Annotated in this window: 20 protein-coding genes and 4 tRNA genes; 16 read left to right on the forward strand and 8 right to left on the reverse strand. The window is 55.4% G+C overall.

Annotated elements, in window-relative coordinates; translation table 11 throughout:
- Position 1 precedes the first annotated feature (1 nt).
- The 5 genes from ACYVJT_RS00600 to ACYVJT_RS00620 all read left to right on the forward strand — a co-directional run bounded on the left by ACYVJT_RS00600 (position 2) and on the right by ACYVJT_RS00620 (position 7792).
- Complete coding sequence (locus tag ACYVJT_RS00600) at positions 2 to 3475, forward strand: DNA polymerase III subunit alpha (RefSeq protein ID WP_343959085.1); 3474 nt, start codon at positions 2 to 4, stop codon at positions 3473 to 3475.
- Between the two features lie 95 nt (positions 3476 to 3570).
- On the forward strand, positions 3571 to 4284 hold the full coding sequence (locus ACYVJT_RS00605) for an AMIN-like domain-containing (lipo)protein (protein WP_343959083.1): 714 nt from the start codon (positions 3571 to 3573) through the stop codon (positions 4282 to 4284).
- Between the two features lie 108 nt (positions 4285 to 4392).
- Positions 4393 to 6405 (forward strand): threonine--tRNA ligase, encoded by a 2013-nt coding sequence (gene thrS, locus ACYVJT_RS00610; protein WP_343959080.1) that lies wholly within the window; start codon positions 4393 to 4395, stop codon positions 6403 to 6405.
- 6 nt (positions 6406 to 6411) lie between these two features.
- Positions 6412 to 7023 carry an HIT family protein gene (locus tag ACYVJT_RS00615; protein WP_343959078.1) on the forward strand — a complete coding sequence of 204 codons (612 nt, stop codon included), beginning with the start codon at positions 6412 to 6414 and terminating at the stop codon, positions 7021 to 7023.
- Between the two features lie 64 nt (positions 7024 to 7087).
- Positions 7088 to 7792 (forward strand): GOLPH3/VPS74 family protein, encoded by a 705-nt coding sequence (locus tag ACYVJT_RS00620; protein ID WP_343959075.1) that lies wholly within the window; start codon positions 7088 to 7090, stop codon positions 7790 to 7792.
- Positions 7793 to 7795: 3 nt separating this feature from the next.
- Here ACYVJT_RS00620 and ACYVJT_RS00625 read toward each other — a convergent pair whose 3' ends face one another.
- The 3 genes from ACYVJT_RS00625 to ACYVJT_RS00635 all read right to left on the reverse strand — a co-directional run bounded on the left by ACYVJT_RS00625 (position 7796) and on the right by ACYVJT_RS00635 (position 9725).
- Positions 7796 to 8284, reverse strand: a complete 489-nt coding sequence (locus ACYVJT_RS00625; RefSeq protein WP_343959073.1) for an aminoacyl-tRNA deacylase — start codon at positions 8282 to 8284, stop codon at positions 7796 to 7798.
- Positions 8281 to 8721: a SufE family protein gene (locus tag ACYVJT_RS00630; protein ID WP_343959071.1), complete on the reverse strand. Its 441-nt coding sequence runs from the start codon at positions 8719 to 8721 to the stop codon at positions 8281 to 8283. Before ACYVJT_RS00630 ends, ACYVJT_RS00625 begins: the two co-directional genes overlap by 4 nt.
- A 110-nt stretch (positions 8722 to 8831) precedes the next feature.
- Entirely contained in the window at positions 8832 to 9725 is an 894-nt protein-coding gene (locus ACYVJT_RS00635; RefSeq protein WP_343959068.1) for a sulfurtransferase, read from the reverse strand.
- A 231-nt stretch (positions 9726 to 9956) separates the two neighbouring features.
- Between ACYVJT_RS00635 and zapE the strand changes: the two genes are divergently transcribed.
- The gene (zapE, locus tag ACYVJT_RS00640; protein WP_343959066.1) at positions 9957 to 11018 is read left to right on the forward strand and encodes a cell division protein ZapE; all 1062 of its coding nucleotides are present in this window, start codon (positions 9957 to 9959) and stop codon (positions 11016 to 11018) included.
- An 89-nt stretch (positions 11019 to 11107) separates the two neighbouring features.
- Here the strand turns inward: zapE and ACYVJT_RS00645 are convergent.
- The 4 genes from ACYVJT_RS00645 to ACYVJT_RS00660 all read right to left on the reverse strand — a co-directional run bounded on the left by ACYVJT_RS00645 (position 11108) and on the right by ACYVJT_RS00660 (position 11514).
- A tRNA-Gly gene (locus ACYVJT_RS00645) sits at positions 11108 to 11181 on the reverse strand.
- Between the two features lie 22 nt (positions 11182 to 11203).
- Positions 11204 to 11277, reverse strand: a tRNA-Val gene (locus ACYVJT_RS00650).
- 78 nt (positions 11278 to 11355) lie between these two features.
- Positions 11356 to 11426: transfer RNA gene (locus tag ACYVJT_RS00655), tRNA-Cys, on the reverse strand.
- A 14-nt stretch (positions 11427 to 11440) separates the two neighbouring features.
- A tRNA-Gly gene (locus tag ACYVJT_RS00660) sits at positions 11441 to 11514 on the reverse strand.
- 157 nt (positions 11515 to 11671) lie between these two features.
- On the opposite strand from ACYVJT_RS00660, the gene ACYVJT_RS00665 reads away from it, so the two are divergent.
- The 9 genes from ACYVJT_RS00665 to hisF all read left to right on the forward strand — a co-directional run bounded on the left by ACYVJT_RS00665 (position 11672) and on the right by hisF (position 19126).
- Positions 11672 to 12529 (forward strand): PD-(D/E)XK nuclease family protein, encoded by an 858-nt coding sequence (locus ACYVJT_RS00665; protein WP_343959064.1) that lies wholly within the window; start codon positions 11672 to 11674, stop codon positions 12527 to 12529.
- A gap of 54 nt (positions 12530 to 12583) precedes the next feature.
- Entirely contained in the window at positions 12584 to 13183 is a 600-nt protein-coding gene (def, locus tag ACYVJT_RS00670; RefSeq protein ID WP_343959062.1) for a peptide deformylase, read from the forward strand.
- Positions 13180 to 14163 (forward strand): methionyl-tRNA formyltransferase, encoded by a 984-nt coding sequence (fmt, locus tag ACYVJT_RS00675; RefSeq protein ID WP_343959060.1) that lies wholly within the window; start codon positions 13180 to 13182, stop codon positions 14161 to 14163. Before def ends, fmt begins: the two co-directional genes overlap by 4 nt.
- An 11-nt stretch (positions 14164 to 14174) precedes the next feature.
- Complete coding sequence (locus ACYVJT_RS00680; protein ID WP_343959058.1) at positions 14175 to 15689, forward strand: RsmB/NOP family class I SAM-dependent RNA methyltransferase; 1515 nt, start codon at positions 14175 to 14177, stop codon at positions 15687 to 15689.
- Between the two features lie 40 nt (positions 15690 to 15729).
- Entirely contained in the window at positions 15730 to 16395 is a 666-nt protein-coding gene (gene rpe / locus ACYVJT_RS00685) for a ribulose-phosphate 3-epimerase (protein ID WP_343959056.1), read from the forward strand.
- 11 nt (positions 16396 to 16406) lie between these two features.
- Positions 16407 to 17132 (forward strand): nicotinamide riboside transporter PnuC, encoded by a 726-nt coding sequence (gene pnuC / locus ACYVJT_RS00690; protein ID WP_343959054.1) that lies wholly within the window; start codon positions 16407 to 16409, stop codon positions 17130 to 17132.
- 63 nt (positions 17133 to 17195) lie between these two features.
- Positions 17196 to 17459, forward strand: coding sequence for a phosphoribosyl-ATP diphosphatase (locus ACYVJT_RS00695; RefSeq protein WP_343959316.1), 264 nt, complete (start codon positions 17196 to 17198; stop codon positions 17457 to 17459).
- Positions 17460 to 17479: 20 nt separating this feature from the next.
- Positions 17480 to 18331, forward strand: coding sequence for an ATP phosphoribosyltransferase (hisG, locus tag ACYVJT_RS00700; RefSeq protein WP_343959052.1), 852 nt, complete (start codon positions 17480 to 17482; stop codon positions 18329 to 18331).
- A gap of 27 nt (positions 18332 to 18358) precedes the next feature.
- Positions 18359 to 19126 carry an imidazole glycerol phosphate synthase subunit HisF gene (hisF, locus tag ACYVJT_RS00705; RefSeq protein WP_343959050.1) on the forward strand — a complete coding sequence of 256 codons (768 nt, stop codon included), beginning with the start codon at positions 18359 to 18361 and terminating at the stop codon, positions 19124 to 19126.
- 6 nt (positions 19127 to 19132) lie between these two features.
- Here hisF and ACYVJT_RS00710 read toward each other — a convergent pair whose 3' ends face one another.
- Positions 19133 to 19810 carry a maleylpyruvate isomerase family mycothiol-dependent enzyme gene (locus ACYVJT_RS00710; protein ID WP_343959048.1) on the reverse strand — a complete coding sequence of 226 codons (678 nt, stop codon included), beginning with the start codon at positions 19808 to 19810 and terminating at the stop codon, positions 19133 to 19135.
- Positions 19811 to 19876: 66 nt separating this feature from the next.
- On the opposite strand from ACYVJT_RS00710, the gene hisI reads away from it, so the two are divergent.
- The gene (hisI, locus tag ACYVJT_RS00715) at positions 19877 to 20257 is read left to right on the forward strand and encodes a phosphoribosyl-AMP cyclohydrolase (RefSeq protein WP_343959046.1); all 381 of its coding nucleotides are present in this window, start codon (positions 19877 to 19879) and stop codon (positions 20255 to 20257) included.
- Positions 20258 to 20266: the final 9 nt, after the last annotated feature.

Genomic DNA, 20266 nt, shown 5'->3' on the forward strand with positions numbered 1-20266 from the left:
CATGGCACGCCCTTTTGCCCATCTCCATGTCACAACCGCATACTCAGCTCACTACGGTGTTTCTTGGCCAGAAGAGCTGGTTGCGGTTGCGGCAGCCGATGGTGCCCAAATACTGGGGTATACCGATCGGGATGGGCTCTACGGTATGGCCAAGCACCTTCAAGCATGCATGGCGCATAATATTGCTCCGGTAGTTGGGGTCAACCTCGCGGTTGCTTGGGACGCTCAAACCACCATCGATGGCCAACCTTTATCCGCGGGTAGGGTCACCATATTTGCTGCCAGTGCGGCATCGGTCGGGTACGGCCAAGCAGAAAACCTGGGTGCAGGCTATCAGGCATTAGTGCGGTTAATTTCGTTAGCACACCGGCAGATAGGTCCCGACCAGAAACCCTATATTCTTATTTCTCAGCTCGCTCAAGCCGCACAGGGTCAAAACCTGCATGTCCTGGTGGGCCCAGAATCTGACGTGGGATCATTTATGGTTCAGCGGAAATATACGCTGGGCCGCACACGGTTACGACTCTGGAAAAAAGCCTTACCCAAAGGCAGTGCGCACGTTGAAATCGTGTCACATATGTCGCTGCCAACAGAACGCCTCTCCACCTCGCAGGCAGTACGTATGTTGCGAGCCAGCACGGAAATCCAATTGCCTGCAGTGCTGACCAATGCAGTCCGGTATGCCACCGCCGATGGAGCGGCAACCGCAGATGTGGTTGATGCTGCCCGTGCGCTCAGCAGTCTTGATACACTGACAGATATTCAGCCCAATGGTCAGGGCTGGTTAAAACCCAGTCGTGCCATGTATGCGCTGGCCCATGAAATTGTGCGCGAAGCAGGAGTCGGAACGTCTACGGCTCACAAACTCTTAGACCATACCCAACGATTGGCCGAAACCTGCGCTCTGGATCCAGCCCAGGACGTTGGTTGGGGTCAACCTCGCGTCCCAGAGTTCGACGTCATCGGCATCGACGGCGACCCCAATACCGTCTTATCTCAACGAGCACGCAGCGGATTGGCTCAACGTTTTGCTCACCTGGACCCCGACGGGGCGCAGTACGACGAGGTTTTAAACCGGTTAGATCATGAGCTCAATATCATTGAGAACCTTGGGTTCTCTAGCTACTTTTTGACGGTTTCAGAAGTAGTCCAGATGATCGAAGACCGTAAGGTTCGAGTCTCCGCCAGGGGATCGGGGGCCTCCTCACTGGTCAACTATGCGCTCCGGATCTCACATGTTGACCCAATCGAACACGAGCTCATCTTTGAGCGGTTCTTATCGCAGGACCGCTCCACCCTGCCCGATATAGATATTGACGTGGAATCCGCTCGTCGGCATGAGATCTACCATGCGATTTTTGACCGTTTTGGTGCTGAACGTACCACCCTGATGAGTATGCAAAACGGATACCGGGTACGCGGAGCTGTCCGCGATGCCGGTCGCGCGCTCGGTTTGGAACGCCAACAAGTCGATCAGCTAGCCAAAAAATTATGGCGGTTCTCAGCAGCCGATTTTCGTCAAGCTATGGACCACATGCCGGAGCTGCAAAATTTCGCCGCGCAGGTACAAAACAGCCGAAAATCCGGAGACCAACAACTTGACCTCTTAGTGGATCTCACTGAACGACTCGATCGGCTACCACGCCACATTTCGATGCACCCCTGCGGTGTCATTCTGGGAGACCAGACCCTGCTGGACCGAACCCCCGTAGAAGCCTCCGGTATGGGGCTGGCCATGAGCCAATTCGATAAACACGATATGGACCCGATGGGTATGCTAAAACTGGATGTTCTCGGTGTGCGTATGCAATCCACGATCGCCTATGCCCTTGAGGAGGTACAACGGACCACCGGTGAAACCATTAATCTCGAGCATGTGCCACATGACGATCCGCAAACCTATGAGATGATCAAAACGACCCACACACTAGGCTGTTTCCAGATCGAATCACCGGGCCAGCGGGAACTCATTGGCAAACTGGCACCCGAATCCATTACTGACCTGATCATCGATATTTCACTATTTCGGCCCGGCCCGATGAAATCCGACATGGTCCGCCCATTTTTAGAAGTCCGCGACCACATGGCACCGGCCCATTACCCTCACTCGGATCTAAAACCCTTCCTTCAGGAAACCCACGGCGTCACCGTTTTCCATGAACAGCTGTTGCGCACCATCGATAAGATGACCGGTTGCGGGCTAGCTGCCGCAGATGAATTTCGTCGACGTCTCGGGTCACCCGCTCAAGAAGAAGTCGAAACAATCTTTCGGGCCAAAGCCATGGAACGCAATTGGGACATTACCGTCATTGACGAAGTCTGGGAGACCATGGCAGCGTTTGGCTCCTTTGGCTTCTGTAAAGCACACGGTGCAGCATTTGCCATCCCCACTTTTGAATCCGCCTGGCTAAAAACCCACCATCCCGCTGCATTTATGGCTGCAGTCTTAGAACATGATCCGGGCATGTACCCACAACGTCTCATGGTTGCCGAAGCTCGTCGCATGGGGATTGAAATCCTGCCGGTAGACATCAACACCTCCACGACCGAAATGCGATTGGAACGACTCTCCGGCACAACACAGAAGCAACAACTTGGCTGGGGCATCAGATTATCCCTCAACACCGTGCTGGGGCTGACTCAGAAAGAAATGCAACGCATCATACGTGGCCAACCTTTTGACAGTCTGGCAGATATCCGGGATCGGGCACGGTTGAGCAAAAAGAGTTTTGAGAACCTGGCCCAACTCGGAGCACTCGACAGTATGCTGCCGCCCACCGGTCTCAGCCGGACAGATGTCGTCCACCACCTCGAGCTGCTGCACTCCACCACCAAACGTGACCGTACCGGTCGTACCCTACGCACCGGCAGGACACAGGTTGACGGTCAACAAGCTCTGCCACTGGGGGACACCGAACTGGAAACACTTCCGGCGCTTTTCCCACAACCAACCGCCGAACAAAACATTCGCACCGAACTAGATCTCACGGCCATCGATGCTACCGGACACCTGATGCAGTCCCACCAACCGTATTTAGATGCGCTCGGTGTCACCACGGCAGACAAGCTCTTGACCTTGCGCAACCACACCCGGGTACTTATAGCGGGGGTACGCGTTGCCACCCAGACCCCACCTATGCGTTCCGGAGAACGTGTGGTCTTCATTTCCGTAGACGACAGCACCGGCGTTATCGACACTTCCTTTTTCGCCCAAGCACAACATGCCACCGGAGATAGCCTGTTCTCGTCCCGATTACTGCTGATCGAAGGCACCACCCGACGCACCGGCGCCCGTGGCATCACGGTGCAGGCAACCCATGCTTGGGATATGCACGAGCCAAGCTCACTACCGGATCCAGACTATTGGGATACGCAACGCACCCACTGGTCGCAATGGTTTGCTGGCATGGCTGAGCTTCCCGTCGCACCGACCGTGCTGCACCAAAGTCAATTACGTAAAGGTACCCCGCGGTAGAGGTCCCAACGTCAAGACAAGCGAACCCCTGTGCGGTACCGTTAACTCCATAATGCAATGCACGACATAAAACGTCCACTGAATATGGATACCGTATGCGCACCCCCTCGAAAACTCGCCAGACACGACTCACACTGGCTACCATCATCACCGCAGGACTTTTCCTCGCCGGATGCGGGGCCCAAGACGAGACAGCAGACCAAGAGCCTCCACCAGCTCCAACCGCAGGCGAAGAAGTCACCCTCAGTCCAGGTGGAGATATTCAGGACGAAACCGAAACTGCTGACGAGGAAACCGCAGAAGTCTCCACCGACCCGGTTGGTGAATTTTCTACCGAGCCCTATGAATCCGACGAATGGCCAAGTTATGGGGATACTCACGGTATTTATCCCACCGAAGTCCGCTCCGCGGTCCAGGGCGATTTTGAACGCATCGTCATTCAACATAGTGGCAGTGGCGCCCCAAGTTACATGGCGCAATATACCGACGAGCCGGTGGAACCTGGCCGGGGCCTACCCGTTGAGACCGACGACGCAGCTTACCTCGAAGTGGTTGTATCAGGGACCACACCACCGGAACTGTTAGAGGAAGACGAGCTGGTCAGTCCCGACGACGCAGAAATGCTCGAACACGGCACACACATCACAGACCTGGATACCGAAGCAGCCGGTACGGTTGTGAGTTTTGCGCCTTGGGAAGCCACCAGTAACTACATCATCGGGCTCGATGAACAACGTCCCTATGCTGTGACAATGCTTGATGACCCGGTTCGCGTCGTCATTGATATCCAACTCGATGGTCAACAGTAGCCACCGTCAACCTGCAAACCGTGAGCCAAGCAGATACAATGGCGGGTGGCTTATCGGTGGTCCAGTATGCCATCGGATACAAAGCTTAACCCAAGGAGGAATTGGCACGTGGCCGAACCTAAAGAAATATCCATTACCGTAGACCAAGAAGCCATCCAGGTAGCTGAAGGTACAACAGGAAATGACCTGTTCGGTGACGAAAAAACTACGGTAGTGATGAGGGTAGATGGCAATCTACAAGACCTCTTTCGTGTCATCCCCGAAGGCTCAACCATCGAGCGCGTCGACATCACGGACCAAGCAGGACTCGAAGTGCTGCGTCACTCAACCGCACACGTGCTTGCCCAAGCCGTCCAAGAGATGTATCCCGAAGCCAAGCTTGGTATTGGCCCCTACGTCCAAGAAGGTTTCTACTACGACTTTGACGTTGATGAACCATTCACCCCGGATGATCTCAAACAGATCCAGAAGCGGATGATGCGTATCGTCAAAGCCAACCAGACCTTCGACCGCCGCGCCGTAGCAGAAGCAGTCGCCCGAGAAGAACTGGCCGATGAGCCTTATAAATTGCATCTCATGGACCGTCAACACGACGACGAAGCTGACGCGGATGGCGCCGCCGTAGAAATTGGTGCCGGCGAAATCACTATCTATGACAATCTGGACCGCAAAGGCGCGGTGGTCTGGAAAGACCTGTGCCGTGGTCCACACATCCCATCAACCAAACTTATCGCGAACGGCTTTGCGCTGACCCGTGCCGCAGGCGCCTACTGGCTCGGATCGGAATCCAACCCACAGCTGCAACGCATTTACGGTACCGCCTGGGCCTCCAAGGACGACCTGGTGGCCTACCAAGAGCGCATCGCCGAAGCTGAGCGTCGCGATCACCGCAAACTTGGTGCCGAGCTCGATCTGTTCTCGTTCCCTGATGAACTGGGCTCCGGTCTGCCGGTATTCCACCCCAAGGGCGGGATCATCCGCAAAGAGATGGAAGATTACTCGCGCAAACGCCACGAACAAGCCGGGTACGAGTTCGTCTACACTCCACACATCACCAAACAAAACCTGTATGAAACCTCAGGTCACCTGGAATGGTATGCAGACGGCATGTTTCCTCCGATGCACGTCGATGAGGTCGTTGATGAGACCACCGGTGAGGTAACCCGAGCCGGTGTGGATTACTACCTGAAACCCATGAACTGCCCGATGCACAACCTCATCTTTGCATCGCGTGGTCGCTCCTATCGCGAACTGCCTTTGCGACTGTTCGAGTTCGGTTCGGTCTATCGCTACGAGAAGTCCGGTGTGGTCCACGGGCTGACTCGTGTGCGCGGTATGACCCAGGACGACGCCCACATTTATTGTACAGAAGACCAGATGAAAGATGAGCTGACCACCACGCTCAACTTCGTGCTCGATCTACTCAAAGACTACGGGCTAGATGATTTCTATCTGGAGCTGTCCACTAAGAACCCAGAAAAGTATGTGGGCAGTGACGAGGTTTGGGACAACGCCACCCAAGTATTAGCGGATGTCGCCGCGGCTTCAGGCCTCGAGCTCGTTGATGACGAGGGCGGTGCGGCATTCTACGGCCCGAAAATTTCAGTTCAGGCACGCGATGCACTCGGTCGTACCTGGCAGATGTCCACCATGCAGTTGGACTTTAACCTGCCAGAACGTTTTGATCTGCAGTATCAGGCCGCCGATGGCAACCGTCAGCGTCCGGTCATGATTCACCGCGCGCTCTTTGGATCCATCGAACGGTTTATGGCGGTGCTTACGGAACACTATGCCGGTGCCTTCCCAGCATGGTTAGCCCCAGAACAGGTCGTCGCGATTCCCGTAGCTGATGCATTCAACGACTACATGTACGACGTCGTTGACAAGCTGAAAGCACACGGCATTCGCGCCCAGGTGGATGACTCTAGCGATCGGTTCCCCAAGAAGATTCGTACTGCATCCAAGCAAAAAGTGCCGTTTGTGCTCATTGCAGGGGGAGAGGATGCTGAGGCCAATGCGGTATCCTTCCGTTACCGGGATGGATCTCAGGACAACGGCATTCCAGTCGATGAGGCTATCGAGCGGATTGTCACCGCAATAGAACAACGTCAGCAGGTGTAAGACATCATGGCAGACCACAGTGCAAATCACGATGCAGCAGTCACCGATAATTTTGCATTACCTGGTGTGCCCGATGCTTTTGACCGACTATGGACGCCTCATCGGATGGCTTATGTGGCCAAAGGACAAAGTCAAGTGACCGATGAGGCCTCCTGTCCGTTCTGTGCTGCCCCGCAACGAGACGACGAAACCTCACTGATCGTGGCACGGGGTACGACGTGTTACGTGGTGATGAATCTTTACCCATATAATCCCGGTCATATGTTGGTGTGCCCGTACCGGCACTTGCCCGACTATCCAGATCTGACGATCGACGAAACAGCAGAGTTTGCTCAACTTACGCAAATAGGGATGGAAGTACTCCGCGACGTCTCACGAGCCGCTGGATTCAACTTGGGAATGAATCAGGGCAAAGCTGGGGGAGCGGGCATCGCAGCCCATCTTCATCAGCACATTGTGCCGCGCTGGGGTGGAGACGGCAATTTTCTCCCCATCATCGCTGAAACAAAAAACGTCACCGCAACCATTGGTGAAATGCGCACCATGATCGCTGATGGATGGGCGACAGGAACCGAACGTTTTCTGACCAAACAACAAGATAACACACCTGGTTGTTAGGTCAGACACACCGGAGCACTGGCTAATTCGCTATACCGGGTACAAAAGCAGAGACAATAGGATCATGATGTCAACTCCCCAGGAAGTTCCAGGCCGGTCGTTAAATCTCCCGGAATACTATCTGCTGACCTGTCTCGATGATGCTGGCAGACTCCTCGCCCAATCGCACACCATTCGAGTCGGGGTGGCAGGGGCCGTGTTAACCGATTTGGCGCGCCGTGGAAGTATCAACGTGACCCAAGACTTGGTGACGGTTCATGAGTCCGCCGAGGTTGATCTGGAGGAACCGCTTGACGCGGTACTGCGCATCATTGCCGATGCTCCAGAACCTCAAGATGCCGAGCAGTGGATCAACAGGTTCTCGCGTCCGGCACTGATGGATGCCCTCATGAGAAACTTGGAACAGCGTGGCGAAGTCATCGTCAGCAAAAAACGTTTCTTAGGCCTGATACCGCGAACACGCTATATTCCTCAAGAGTCGTATGCGCGCATGGATATCTACGTCCGGCTTCGTGGCACGCTCATGGGGCGCGACACAGCTCTGGATGCGACAGCGTGGCCCGTCGTGCAGTTGCTGTACTCAACGAACGTACTTGCCGCGGTCTTTCCTGGCGAGCAAAACAGGACGATGAGAGCACGGCTCAATGAATTTCACGAGCAAGCGAGGGAATCACAACCAGCGATTGCTGAAGCGTTGCAAGCGGTAGAAAATTCGATCGCGGAAGCACTCACTGCAACACGTGGGCAAGCAACCGGGCTCGGTCGATGAGCTCTATCGGCGGATATGTGCGACTCGGGCGGCTGTCAGCTCTAGGAAATCAGTGACACGCAGCTCGAGCGACAGGCCTCGCTGTCCGCCGGAGACAATGATCGTATCCAACTGTTCAACCGTAGTGTCTACCAGCATGGGGATGCCTGTCCTTTGCCCAAGTGGTGAAATGCCACCGAGTACGTAGCCGGTCTTCTGCTGAGCCCGACCTGGGTCAGCCATGTGCACGCTTTTTACCTTGAGCGCTTTTGCCACTCTTTTTGGGTGCAGCATATCTGCCACGGCCAACACGGCACTCACACATTGACCGGTTGGTGTCGTGACTACCAGGGTTTTAAAAATACTGCGGGGGTCGAACCCGAGTTTGTCAGCGGCCTCAGCACCGAAGCCCTTGACTGCGTCATCGTGATCATATTCATAGACTCGATGCCAGAGCCCTGCCTCGAGGACAGTACGCAGTGCTGGTGTAGCGCCAGATGGGGTTGTACTCATGAGAGATGTTCTGAGATGTTGCGTTTGATGCGTCCCAGGAGCGCCGTCATACCGCGCAGACGCAGCGGCGTCAAGGCGTTGGTCAGTCCAAGCTTATTGGGGATGTCGTCTGGGACCGACAAGATCGTTGAAGCGTGCTTACCGGAGAGCCCTTCGATGAGCACTCCCGCGAAGCCGCGGGTCGTCGGCGCTTCTGGTGGTGCTGAAATGATCACTGTTACTTCAGGATCATCGTCGTCAGAGTACTCTAACGCCAAAAATAACGGGGTCTGGCACTCGACGACCTGTTCCATCTCGGCTTCATGGCCGGCGTAGCGCTGCGGTGGTTCCGGGAGATTATCGGAGAATTCCAGGAGGAGTTCGAGGCGTTGTTCCTCAGCTAAGTCATGGAAATCATCGATGATCTCTTGCAGAACATCAGGGGTGTGAACAGCCAATGGGCTCCTTTCTCTGGTTGATCCGACACTTATTCTAACGCGTTGCGTGGTTAAGACGCCAAGCCGGTGCCGGGCTATACCCCGGCACCGGCTTGGCGGTGAAGTAAAGCTTAGTTTGGTGCCTGTCCGGGTTCTTCACCAACAACGATTGGGACACCAACGCTATTGCCCCATTCGGTCCATGAACCGTCATAGTTGCGGACCGATTCATACCCGAGCAGGTGACGCAGCACGAACCAGGTATGGGCGGAACGTTCACCGATACGGCAGTAAGCGATGACCTGGTCAGATTTGCCTAAGCCAGCGTCGTCGGCATAGAGCTTGGTCAGCTCATCACGGGACCTGAATGTGCCATCTTCATTGGCTGCTGTTGCCCATGGAACTGATTCCGCTGTGGGGATATGGCCGCCACGCAGGGTGCCTTCCTGTGGGTAACCAGCCATATGGGTCGTTTCGCCGGTGTACTCGGCGGTGGAACGCACATCAATGAGCGGCAGCGTACCAACACTGTCGAGTACCTGGGCTTTATTGGCGCGTTCGGTTTCGTCATCACGGGAGACGACCGGGTAATCGGTTTCAGTGACTGTTGGTGTGTCGCGTGTGACTTCGCGTCCTTCAGCAATCCACTTATCGCGACCGCCGTTCATGAGACGAATATCTTCGTGACCGTACAGTGTGAAAACCCAGAGGGCGTAGGCTGCCCACCAGTTTGACTTGTCGCCGTAGAAGATGACGGTGGAGTCGCGACTGATCCCCTTGGAAGCAGCCATTTTTGCGAAGGCCTCGGGGCCGATGAAATCACGGGTGACCGGATCGTTGAGTTCTGTGTGCCAATCAATCTTTAGGGCACCGGGGATGTGGCCAGTCGAATACAGCAACGTATCTTCATTGGATTCGAGCACAACGACGTTTGGGTTGTCTTTATGCTCCGCAACCCACGCGGTGGAAACGAGCTTTTCCGGGTGGGCATAGTCTGAAGGTTCTACGGGGACTTGTGCACTCATAAGGGGGTTCCCTTTCAGTAGAGGTTTGCCGTTCAAGAAGTGGCATATTCGAGTATTAAGGATACAAGGATGTGTGTTAATTGCCACGGGGGTGCGTCACACTACTACTTCTTAGCGCATATTAAAAAGTAATAGTGAACCCGATGTAGGCGTGCGTTCTAGGATGTAGTGGTTGGCCACCTCAAGGGACGGTCCTCATCACGCCGCGAAGCAATATGGATTGGATATCACGTGACTGAAATCGTAGCTCTTTCGGAGAGGGACCCGAAGGTTTCCCCCGAAGAACTCTTGGCGGGATTTCACCCGTCGTACCGCTTTGGCGAGGTCTCGTTCGACACATATATTCCTGATCCTGCCCATCCGTCTCAGGCCGAGGCAGTAGAGCGTCTTCGTGAATTTGCTGCATCGATGGATCGACGTAGTACATCCGGTGGCATTTTGTCCTGGTTCGCTCGCAAAGCGAAGAAGAATTCGCCCGGCGCGCCAAACGGCGTTTATTTGGATGGCGGATTCGGCGTCGGCAAAACGCACTTACTCGCGTCGCTATGGCATGCAGCTCCCGGCGAGAAAAAAGCCTTCGGAACCTTCGTCGAGTACACGAACTTGGTGGGAGCTCTCAGCTTTACCACCACTGTGGAGGTTCTCAAAGAGTACTCGTTGGTGTGCATTGACGAATTCGAACTCGACGATCCTGGCGATACGGTGTTGATGTCGCGGCTGATGCGCGAACTCTCCGATGCCGGCGTGAAACTCGCTGCCACGTCAAATACCCTCCCCGGAGCATTGGGGGAGGGGCGTTTCGCTGCGCAGGACTTTAAACGCGAAATTCAAGTGCTGTCTGATCAGTTCGAAACGATACGGGTGGATGGTGAAGACTATCGGCACCGCGGACTCGAAGCAGCACCGGAGCCGGTTACAGCCGGCGCGGAACTAGACACCGCACAGCAGCATTTCCCAGAAGAGCAAATCTTTGCATTCGATGATTGGACTGCGCTGACAAACAACCTGTCGCGGGTGCATCCTTCGCGTTACCGTGAACTAGTAAAAGATGTTGACGTATTAGTTCTGAGTAACGTCACGACTATTACCGAACAAGCGATGGCATTGCGTTTCGTCGTGCTGGCTGACCGGCTCTACGACAAAGACGTTCCGGTGGTCGCCTCGGGTGTGCCTTTTGAACAGCTCTTTACCGAAGACATGATGGCCGGCGGGTATATGAAAAAGTACTTTCGCACGGTCTCACGTATGACCGCGCTTGCCCGTGAAGGTCAGCTGGGCGAAAAAGCTCCCTAACCTAAAAGGTACCCATGCCTTCGGCCTGGGTACCTGAAACGCAACTGAGGCCCCGATTCTCAAGAATCGAGGCCTCATAGCAACATCAGAGCGGATGACGGGATTCGAACCCGCGACCCCCACCTTGGCAAGGTGGTGCTCTAGCCAGCTGAGCTACATCCGCGTGAATTACTCGAGTAATTCTGTGCGCGATACTGGATTCGAACCAGTGACCTCTTCCGTGTCGGGGAAGCGCGCTAACCAACTGCGCCAATCGCGCTTGAGTCTCATCATATGAAACGCAAGTCTTGCAGATTCCTACACTAGCAGCCTTGCTGCAATGTCGGAAATCCGATCGAGGTGGGGACGGGAATCGAACCCGCGTACGCGGCTTTGCAGGCCGCTGCCTCACCACTCGGCCACCCCACCCTGAGGGTGTTGCGAGCGGATGACGGGATTCGAACCCGCGACCCCCACCTTGGCAAGGTGGTGCTCTAGCCAGCTGAGCTACATCCGCAGAACGCTTGTGATCAACGTATCTAGTGTTCACCGTGCGTCCAACAGATTGAAACTATACCCAATCAAAATTCAAAAGCGCAAATCAGACTCACCAGTGTGTTTCATCGACGACAGAAACGCTTAGCGTGTCCACGCAATGACTCATAATGGAGGACATGACACAACCTCAACTTGCCCACCAAACCAATGCCGGAAGAATGTATTCCAGATCCACGACAGGGCTTCCCGAAGTCCCGTCCATCACCACGGTGATTGGGCAACAACACATGGACCTGACCGGCTGGGCAAGTCATATGGCCACCTCACATCTCATTTCTGATGCGCGATTGGCCGAGGCCGTCGGATCACATGCGAAATTGAAGACGTTGGCGCGCCAATCGAATGACGCCGCGGACCGTTTTCGTGATGGTGCTGCGGCACGCGGAGACCGGGTGCACAACTATGCTGAACAGGTGGCCCTGCGCGCCCTGGGTATGCCACATACGATGGCGGAGACCCGCGATGTACTGGCCCAGCACAATGAGAGTGGTTTCGCGGATAGGTTTGACGAATGGTGGCACAACTTTGAGGTCAAACCGCTCGCTGCAGAAATTACCGTGTGGAATTCCACGGTCGGTTACGCCGGCACGCTGGACTTAGTCGCCGAAATCGGCGGGCGCGTGTGTCTGATCGACTATAAGACTCGCGGGACAGACCGTGCTGGTCGTGTGAAAAGTCTCAGTCCTAATGTGGTCATGCAGTTGGCTGCAGGTTTCAAAGCCGAAGAATCACTGGTTGATGCTCAGACGGGGGCATGGGAACCATGGGCATACGGTCAAGACGCCATGCTGCTTGGTGTAGCCATCGGAGAAACGGAAGTCGCCGCCTATCAGGCCAACCCCCAAACACTGCCGCAGCATTGGCAAAAGTTCTGGGCACTGCGCCAAGTATGGGAATATCAGCAGGCCGTCGATGCGGCGCCAAACCCGCTGCAACCAATCGGCCCGCCGGTCGGGGTACCGCAACAATCGTGAAGGACTCGTTCACACGATGGTTCTAAGCCTCCATGGTTTGGGTAGTCTTATCCCGTGAGTGTTTTATCTATACGGACCGTTCCTGATCCAGTACTGCGTAGTCAGACATCCCCGGTGCCAGCCAGTCGGTTTGGCACAGCGGGACTGAAACGTCTCATTGATTCCATGCATGAAACCATGGATGCTGTCTCAGGTGTTGGTCTTGCCGGTCCACAGGTTGGCATCGGACAAGCGATCTTCGTGTTTCACCTTGACGATCGTCGAGGTCATGTACTCAACCCTGTTCTGGAAACCTGGGGTGAGATCACCGATGAGCCCAGAGAAGGCTGCCTGTCGGTACCCGAGCTGTACTACACTCCTCCACGGGCCCAGTACGCGAAGGTCTCCGGCGTCGATGTTGACGGCAACACCGTCGACTACGAGGGTGAAGGGCTCTTTGCGCGTATGCTCCAGCATGAGGCCGACCATTTGGATGGCTACCTGTTCGTTGACCGTCTCATCGGCGACGAATTCCGGCAGGCCCGCCGAGCAATGGCTTCCAAAGACTTCACTGAAGCCACCACACGGGTCAACGCAGAACGTTCCGCCGAGATCAGCTCCACATTTGGCACAGGCGCTGCCTTCGGTTCTCCCGCGACCCGGGGACGTTCATGAGAATTCTTTTTGCTGGAACGCCACAACCCGCCGTCGCATCACTGAACGCTCTGATGGATGCCGGCCATGATGTTGTCGGCGTGCTGACCCGAACCGACGCGAAAGTAGGACGCAAACGCGTCCTCACCCCATCACCCGTTGCTATACGCGCAGCAGAACTGAAACTACCGATCATCAAAACGGATGCTTTCAACACCGAAGATGGTGCCGAAGCGATTGCTGCAATTCAGTATCTTCAACCCGATCTCGGTGCGGTTGTGGCTTATGGTGGGCTCTTGCCACAACACGTACTCGACCTGTTGCCTCAAGGCTGGGTGAACCTGCACTTTTCGTTGCTCCCGGCCTATCGGGGTGCTGCACCTGTCCAATGGGCAATTATTGACCAGCAACCACAAACAGGGGCTGCGGTATTCCAGCTGGAAGCCGGGCTCGATACCGGTCCGGTCTTCTCTACCGTGGAACGGCCACTACAACCAGCAGAAACTGCCGGCGAGGTACTCGCTGACCTTGCAGTGACCGGGGCGGAGCTACTCTCGACGACGCTGACAGACATTTCGTCTGGGACCGCGGTGGCAACGCCACAACAAGGCGACGTGAGTTGGGCACCGAAAATCTCCAGCAACCAAGTACATATTGATCCTGCCCAACCCGCCGAAGCCGTTCGTGGCCTGATCAATGGGGCGTCCCCGGACCCCGGAGCATGGGGCATGTTGGAAGGCGAAGCTATCACAGCGCAGCGGTTTAAAGTTGGAAGCGCCGTTGGTGTGACGGATGCACCAGTGCACGATAAGGAACCCGGCCAGTTCATTCTGGAACCCAAACGAGTGCTGCTGGTATGCCAAGATGGTGCCATTGAGCTGACGCAAGTTCAACCAGCGGGCAAAAAAATGATGCGGGCCACCGACTGGGCACGCGGGGTAGATGAATCCATCTGGATCCATACCTCCAACACGCATCCAACTGAGTTTGAAACGCATTAAGGACGAATAGTTTGGCAGACGATACTTCACGAGACCGCCGGAATACGAAAGGCCGTCAGCGCAACCGCGGTCAGTCGTCAGGTCAGCGGCAATACTCCGCTAATGCGCCATCACAGCGTAAGCGCAGTGCCGATCCGGCACGGTTGACCGCATTTCAAATTTTGCAGGCTGTCACTACCGAAGATGCCTACGCCAACCTCATACTGCCCACAAGAATTCGTCGCAATAAACTCGACCGCCAAGATGCTGCATTTGCCACCGAATTAACGTATGGCACCCTGCGTTCGCTCGGAACCTACGACGCAATACTGGGCAAATGTGTTGACCGTCCCATCAAAAAACTCGACAAGCCAGTCCTTGATGCTCTGCGGCTCGGCGTCCACCAGCTGCTCAATATGCGCGTTCCGGACCATGCGGCACTCGACACGACCGTTGCACTCGTGCGTGCCCAAGTTGGGGCAGGCCCCTCGGGCCTGGTCAATGCTGTGTTACGCAAAGTCACCCAGCACACTATGGACGAATGGCTCGAGCAACTGGCACCGGGTACATCAGACACCGACCTGTCGATCCGATATGCCCACCCGACCTGGATCTTGCGTGCCATCAAGCAATCACTGGTGACACACGGTCGCAATCCCGACGACTTTCACCGAGTTTTGGAGGCCAATAACATTGCACCGGAGCTAAACCTCATCGCACTGCCTGGCATAGGTGATCTGGAACCTGTACTTGAATACGGGGCCGAGTCCTCAACACTTGCGCCCGATGCCGCTGTATTTTCTGGTGGTGACGCTGGACGCATCCCAGGAGTTGCCGACGGGAGCGTGCGTGTTCAAGACATCGGTTCGCAGCTGACCGCTCGGGCGCTGGCCGGTGCTCGCGATGTGAGACAGGGCGAAGTGTGGTTGGATATGTCTGCCGGTCCGGGCGGTAAGGCAGCCGTGCTTGCCTCACTAGCTCAAATCCAGGGTGCCACACTGCAAGCCAACGATGTCTCAGAACACCGCACCAAGCTCGTACAACAAGCCCTGCGCGTTGTAGATGAGAATGTGTGGACGACGTCAGTGGCCGAAGGTCAAGCACTCGGCGACGATCCAGCAAATGCGCAACGATTCGACCGTATATTGCTGGATGCCCCATGTACTGGGCTCGGTGCGCTGCGCCGTCGTCCAGAATCACGTTGGCGGCGCACTCCGCAGGACCTGGCAACCCTCACACAACTTCAATCGCAACTGTTGGACGCCGCAGTCGCGATGCTAAAACCCGGCGGCCTCCTCGCATATGTCACATGTTCGCCACAAATTGCCGAAACCACACTGCAGGTCAGCGATGTTATGAAGCGTCACCCCGAAGTGCAGCTACTCGATTCCGCCACGGCCATCCAGAGCGTTGCCAAACATCATGATGCAGAGTCAATGTTGCGGCGTGACACTATCACCTCGGGTGAGGATGATTCCAATATGGTGCAGTTATGGCCCGATCAACATCGCACTGATGCCATGTTTTTTGCCCTGCTGACCCGCTAACCACCAAGAAATCTGTACTGTTTTTTCAAGGAGCCCGCTCGTGACCGGTATTGCCATCAATCCGTCCATTCTGTCAGCTGATTTCTCCCGGCTGGCCGAAGAAATTGCCCGCATTGACACGTCCGACGCGATCCACGTCGATGTTATGGACAATCATTTCGTGCCGAACCTCACAATGGGCGCTCCGGTAGTGAAAGCCATTCGGGCAGCAACCGACAAACCACTCGATATCCATCTCATGATCGAAGACGCAGATCGTTGGGCACCGGACTATGCAGATCTCGGTGCCGAATCGGTCACCTTCCATGTGGAAGCCTCTGGCGCACCAATCCGTCTCGCACGAGAGCTCCGGGCCCGTGGCGCTGAAGCCTCTATGGCGCTGAAGCCGGCCACGCCGATTGAACCGTATATGGATATGCTCACTGAACTCGACATGGTGTTGTTAATGACCGTTGAACCAGGTTTTGGAGGGCAGTCGTTCTTGGACGTTGTGCTGCCCAAAATTCAACGCGCCCGCAAAGCTATTGAAGATTCTGGCGTGCCTATTGCGCTCCAAGTTGACGGGGGAGTATCTGCCGATACTATTGAACGGGCCGCAGAAGCAGGGGCCGATGTGTTCGTTGCAGGCTCTGCCGTGTATTCTGCAGCCGATCCGGCAAAAGCTATCGACGAATTACGCGAGTTAGCGCGCACCGCCCAACGCTAAGGGGACTTACAATGCAGTGGCTCATTGATCTATTCAACTGGACCATCCCGGTTGGTGGCGGTGGGCTATTGATGCGCGAAGTTTTTGGCAACGTTTTTGGGCTCGCGTCCGCTCTCGGTGGCATGCGGCGAAAAGTGTGGGCCTGGCCTGTTGGCATCATTGGTAACGCCACACTGCTCACAGTGTTTTTGAGCAGTCTGTTTGGTGATGCAGATTCCGCAAATTTGCTCGGACAGGCCGGACGACAAATCATGTTTATCGTGGTCTCGGTCTACGGTTGGGTGCAGTGGCGGCAATCCAAAACTGCCCGGACTTCGTCTGGAGAAGATAGCGCGATAGTCCCCGAGTGGGCCTCCTGGCCAGTACGCATCTGGTTGATGGTCATACTCATTGGTGGCACCATCGCACTGACACCGCTATTCAGAGTGCTCGGTTCCTTCGAACCCGTCTGGGCCGATGCATGGACGTTTATTGGTTCCCTGTTGGCGACCTACGGCATGGCCAAAGGCTGGGTTGAATTCTGGCTCATCTGGGTCATCGTCGACATTGTTGGAGTGCCGCTGCTGTTTTCTGCCGGATACTACGCCTCAGCCTTCATGTACTTGTTTTACGGTGTGTTTACGCTGATCGGATTCTTCGTGTGGGCGCGAGCACGGGCACGAGAAAAACCCGCGGTCGAAACGCTTATGCCAGACCCAAGGCTGCGCCAAGCACCAACGACGTCGACAGATTCCTAAACAGCTGCGTCATGAAGTACCGCGATGTCTAAGAACCCCATGATGAGCAATTACGATAGTACTGTGAAAACCTTCGAAGAACTTTTTGCTGAACTGAATGAAAAAGCGCGCACCCGTCCGGAAGGCTCCGGGACGGTAAAGCAACTCGATGCTGGGGTGCATGCGATCGGCAAGAAAGTTGTCGAAGAGGCCGCCGAGGTCTGGATGGCTGCACGTTACGAAACCAATGATGAGGCCGCTGAGGAAATCTCTCAGTTGCTCTATCATCTCCAAGTCATGATGCTGGCGAAAGGCATCTCCTTGGAAGACGTCTACAAATACCTCTAACTAGGAGAATCGAACGCAATATGTTGCGCATTGCTGTGCCCAACAAGGGCTCGTTGTCCGATGCAGCTCGTGAAACGCTCGTCGAAGCTGGCTATCGGCAACGTCGTGACTCTAAAGAACTGGTGCTCGTAGACCCGGACAATGGTGTGGAGTTCTTCTACCTGAGGCCGCGAGATATCGCTATCTACGTGGCAAAAGGCACCCTGGATGCCGGGCTGACCGGACGAGACCTATTTCTTGATGCCCAGGTCGGTGACGCTGCCGAGGAGCTTATGGGCCTTGGCTTTGCTCGCTCTACGTTTCGTTTCGCTACCCCAACCGGTGCGTTTCGTGCCGTTGAGGAGTTAGCCGGAAAACGTATCGCGACCTCCTACGATGGTCTCCTTGCTGACTACCTGCAATCTTCCGAGATTCAACCAGACCGTATTGTCCACCTGGACGGTGCCGTGGAATCCTCTGTGACCCTTGGCGTGGCAGATGCTATCGCTGATGTCGTGGAGACAGGGTCCACGCTCAAAGCTGCGGGGATGGAAATCCTGGGCGATCCGATCCTACGCTCCGAAGCAGTTTTGATCGGTCAGAAGGGCAAACATCCGGCGGCTCTCGATAAGCTTATTCAGCGTCTGCAAGGTGTACTGGTCGCCCGTGAATACGTGATGGTCGACTACGACGTGCCAAAAGAGCACATGGAAGCTGCCTTAAAAGTCACACCGGGAATCGAATCACCAACGATCTCCTCTTTGGCCGACGAAAACTGGGTCGCAGTTCGATCGATGGCGAAGAAAAAAGATATGAACCGCATCATGGACGAGCTTTACGAAATGGGCGCCAAGGCCATTCTGGCTTCGGCAATTCACGCCATACGCATTTAACCCATAACATCAACCGCGAGGAATACAATGAGTACTGCAATTCGCGTCATCCCATGCCTGGATGTCAACAACGGCCGCGTCGTCAAAGGCGTCAATTTCGAGAATCTCCAGGATGCTGGAGACCCATCAGAGCTCGCACATCGTTACAATGCCGCAGGCGCCGATGAGATCACTTTCCTGGATGTCACTGCAACGACCGAAAACCGAGAGACCACCTACGAATTGGTCAACACCACAGCCAAAGAGGTCTTTATTCCGTTGACCGTCGGCGGTGGCATCCGCAGCGTAGAGCATGTCGATCAACTGCTGCGCAACGGTGCCGATAAAGTCTCGGTCAGCTCCGCTGCGGTCTCAAATCCAGATCTGCTCAATGAAATCTCGACCACCTGGGGCGCGCAAGTACTTGTGCTGTCGCTGGATGCCAAAGCCAACCCGGACATGTCATCTGGCTATGAAGTCATGGTTAAAGGTGGCATGGAAGGCACCGGTTTAGATGCCATTGCCTGGGTTAAAGAGGCCGAAGAACGCGGTGTTGGCGAGATTCTGATCAACTCGATTGATGCAGACGGCACCCGCGATGGTTTCGATCTCGACATGATTCGCGCCATTCGTGCAGCAGTGTCCGTACCACTCATCGCTTCGGGCGGCGCAGGCGAACCAGCACACTTCCCGCCGGCAATCGAGGCTGGTGCCACGGCGGTCCTGGCCGCATCGCTCTTCCACTATGGTCCCGACGATATGATCGACCAGGTCAAACAGGCCATTGAAGCGGCAGGCTTCCCGGTCCGCCGCTAAGCGAGCCTACGGACGATCAATTAACACGAGTGCGTGATCGGGTCGGCCAAGAGCATGGAGTACCAGCTCGCCGGCCGGTCCGGTCACATACGTAAGCGTCGTGCCACGTTTTGCAACAATTCGTTCTCCATTGGTGCGCACCAGCACGTACCCGGTTTTTGCCTGGGCATAATGCTTTCTAGCCTGTTCACGCAATTGCTCAAATAGTGCATCAGCATAGGCGTCAGTGAGCTTGCGTGGTGCCCAACGAGCTTGGGCGCGACGGACGTCTTCGGTATGTACAAAGAACTCGAGCAAAAGCGACTCAACCTCTTCACGACGGTCAAACACCGCGCGACGTAGCCGGGAAAACACCGAGCCGCGAGCTTCTGCAGGCGGACCCTCAGGACCGTCACCAATTTTGCGAACTAAATTATAAAATGCTTTGCGAGACGTCGATTCCTCACCAAGCTGCGCGATGGCCGTTTTCGTTGCAGTGGCAGTCGGACCGGATGCCCGCGTCGTGACCTGATGCGGATTTTCGCGAAGATACACCGATGCTGCCAGATGCTGAGTTTGCCACTGTTCGACTAGGGTGGGCTCATTTGGCCCCGCAGCGTACAGTGCAGCTACGAGGGCAGCACGGGAGGCAGCAACGAAGTCGTCGCCGTCATAACTGTTGGATCCCGCAGAAATTTTTGTCACATATGTGAAATTATCACGTGTTGATCAGTGGCAACAGGAGACAAGCCGTCCTAGACTAGATCCATCATGAACAATTCTGAAGTTTCACTACCCGACTCCGATCTCGATCCGACGATCGCGGCACAGTTGAAGCGGAATCCTGATGGGTTGATCCCCGCTATCGTGCAAGACGCCGAATCCCACCAGGTCTTAATGCTGGGGTGGATGAACGATCACGCACTCCACCTGACGTTAACTTCAGGTCGAGCTTGGTACTGGTCCCGCTCACGCTCCGAGTTCTGGCGTAAAGGTGATACTTCCGGACATACTCAACACGTGGTATCCGTGGCGTTAGATTGCGATAGCGACACCCTTCTAGTGAAAGTCAATCAACACGGTCCGGCATGTCACACTGGTACAGTCTCCTGCTTTACCGACCGGCAGTTGAACGTCACCAGCGCCGAATAATATTTGCCC

Source organism: Yaniella soli (assembly GCF_054782375.1).

Coding starts and splice junctions, on each gene's coding strand:
- ACYVJT_RS00600 (WP_343959085.1), top strand. CDS start 2: ATGGCACGCCCTTTTGCCCATCTCCATGTCACAACCGCATACTCAGCT.
- ACYVJT_RS00605 (WP_343959083.1), top strand. CDS start 3,571: ATGCGCACCCCCTCGAAAACTCGCCAGACACGACTCACACTGGCTACC.
- ACYVJT_RS00615 (WP_343959078.1), top strand. CDS start 6,412: ATGGCAGACCACAGTGCAAATCACGATGCAGCAGTCACCGATAATTTT.
- ACYVJT_RS00620 (WP_343959075.1), top strand. CDS start 7,088: ATGATGTCAACTCCCCAGGAAGTTCCAGGCCGGTCGTTAAATCTCCCG.
- ACYVJT_RS00625 (WP_343959073.1), bottom strand. CDS start 8,284: ATGAGTACAACCCCATCTGGCGCTACACCAGCACTGCGTACTGTCCTC.
- ACYVJT_RS00635 (WP_343959068.1), bottom strand. CDS start 9,725: ATGAGTGCACAAGTCCCCGTAGAACCTTCAGACTATGCCCACCCGGAA.
- ACYVJT_RS00665 (WP_343959064.1), top strand. CDS start 11,672: ATGACACAACCTCAACTTGCCCACCAAACCAATGCCGGAAGAATGTAT.
- fmt (WP_343959060.1), top strand. CDS start 13,180: ATGAGAATTCTTTTTGCTGGAACGCCACAACCCGCCGTCGCATCACTG.
- pnuC (WP_343959054.1), top strand. CDS start 16,407: ATGCAGTGGCTCATTGATCTATTCAACTGGACCATCCCGGTTGGTGGC.
- hisG (WP_343959052.1), top strand. CDS start 17,480: ATGTTGCGCATTGCTGTGCCCAACAAGGGCTCGTTGTCCGATGCAGCT.
- hisF (WP_343959050.1), top strand. CDS start 18,359: ATGAGTACTGCAATTCGCGTCATCCCATGCCTGGATGTCAACAACGGC.
- hisI (WP_343959046.1), top strand. CDS start 19,877: ATGAACAATTCTGAAGTTTCACTACCCGACTCCGATCTCGATCCGACG.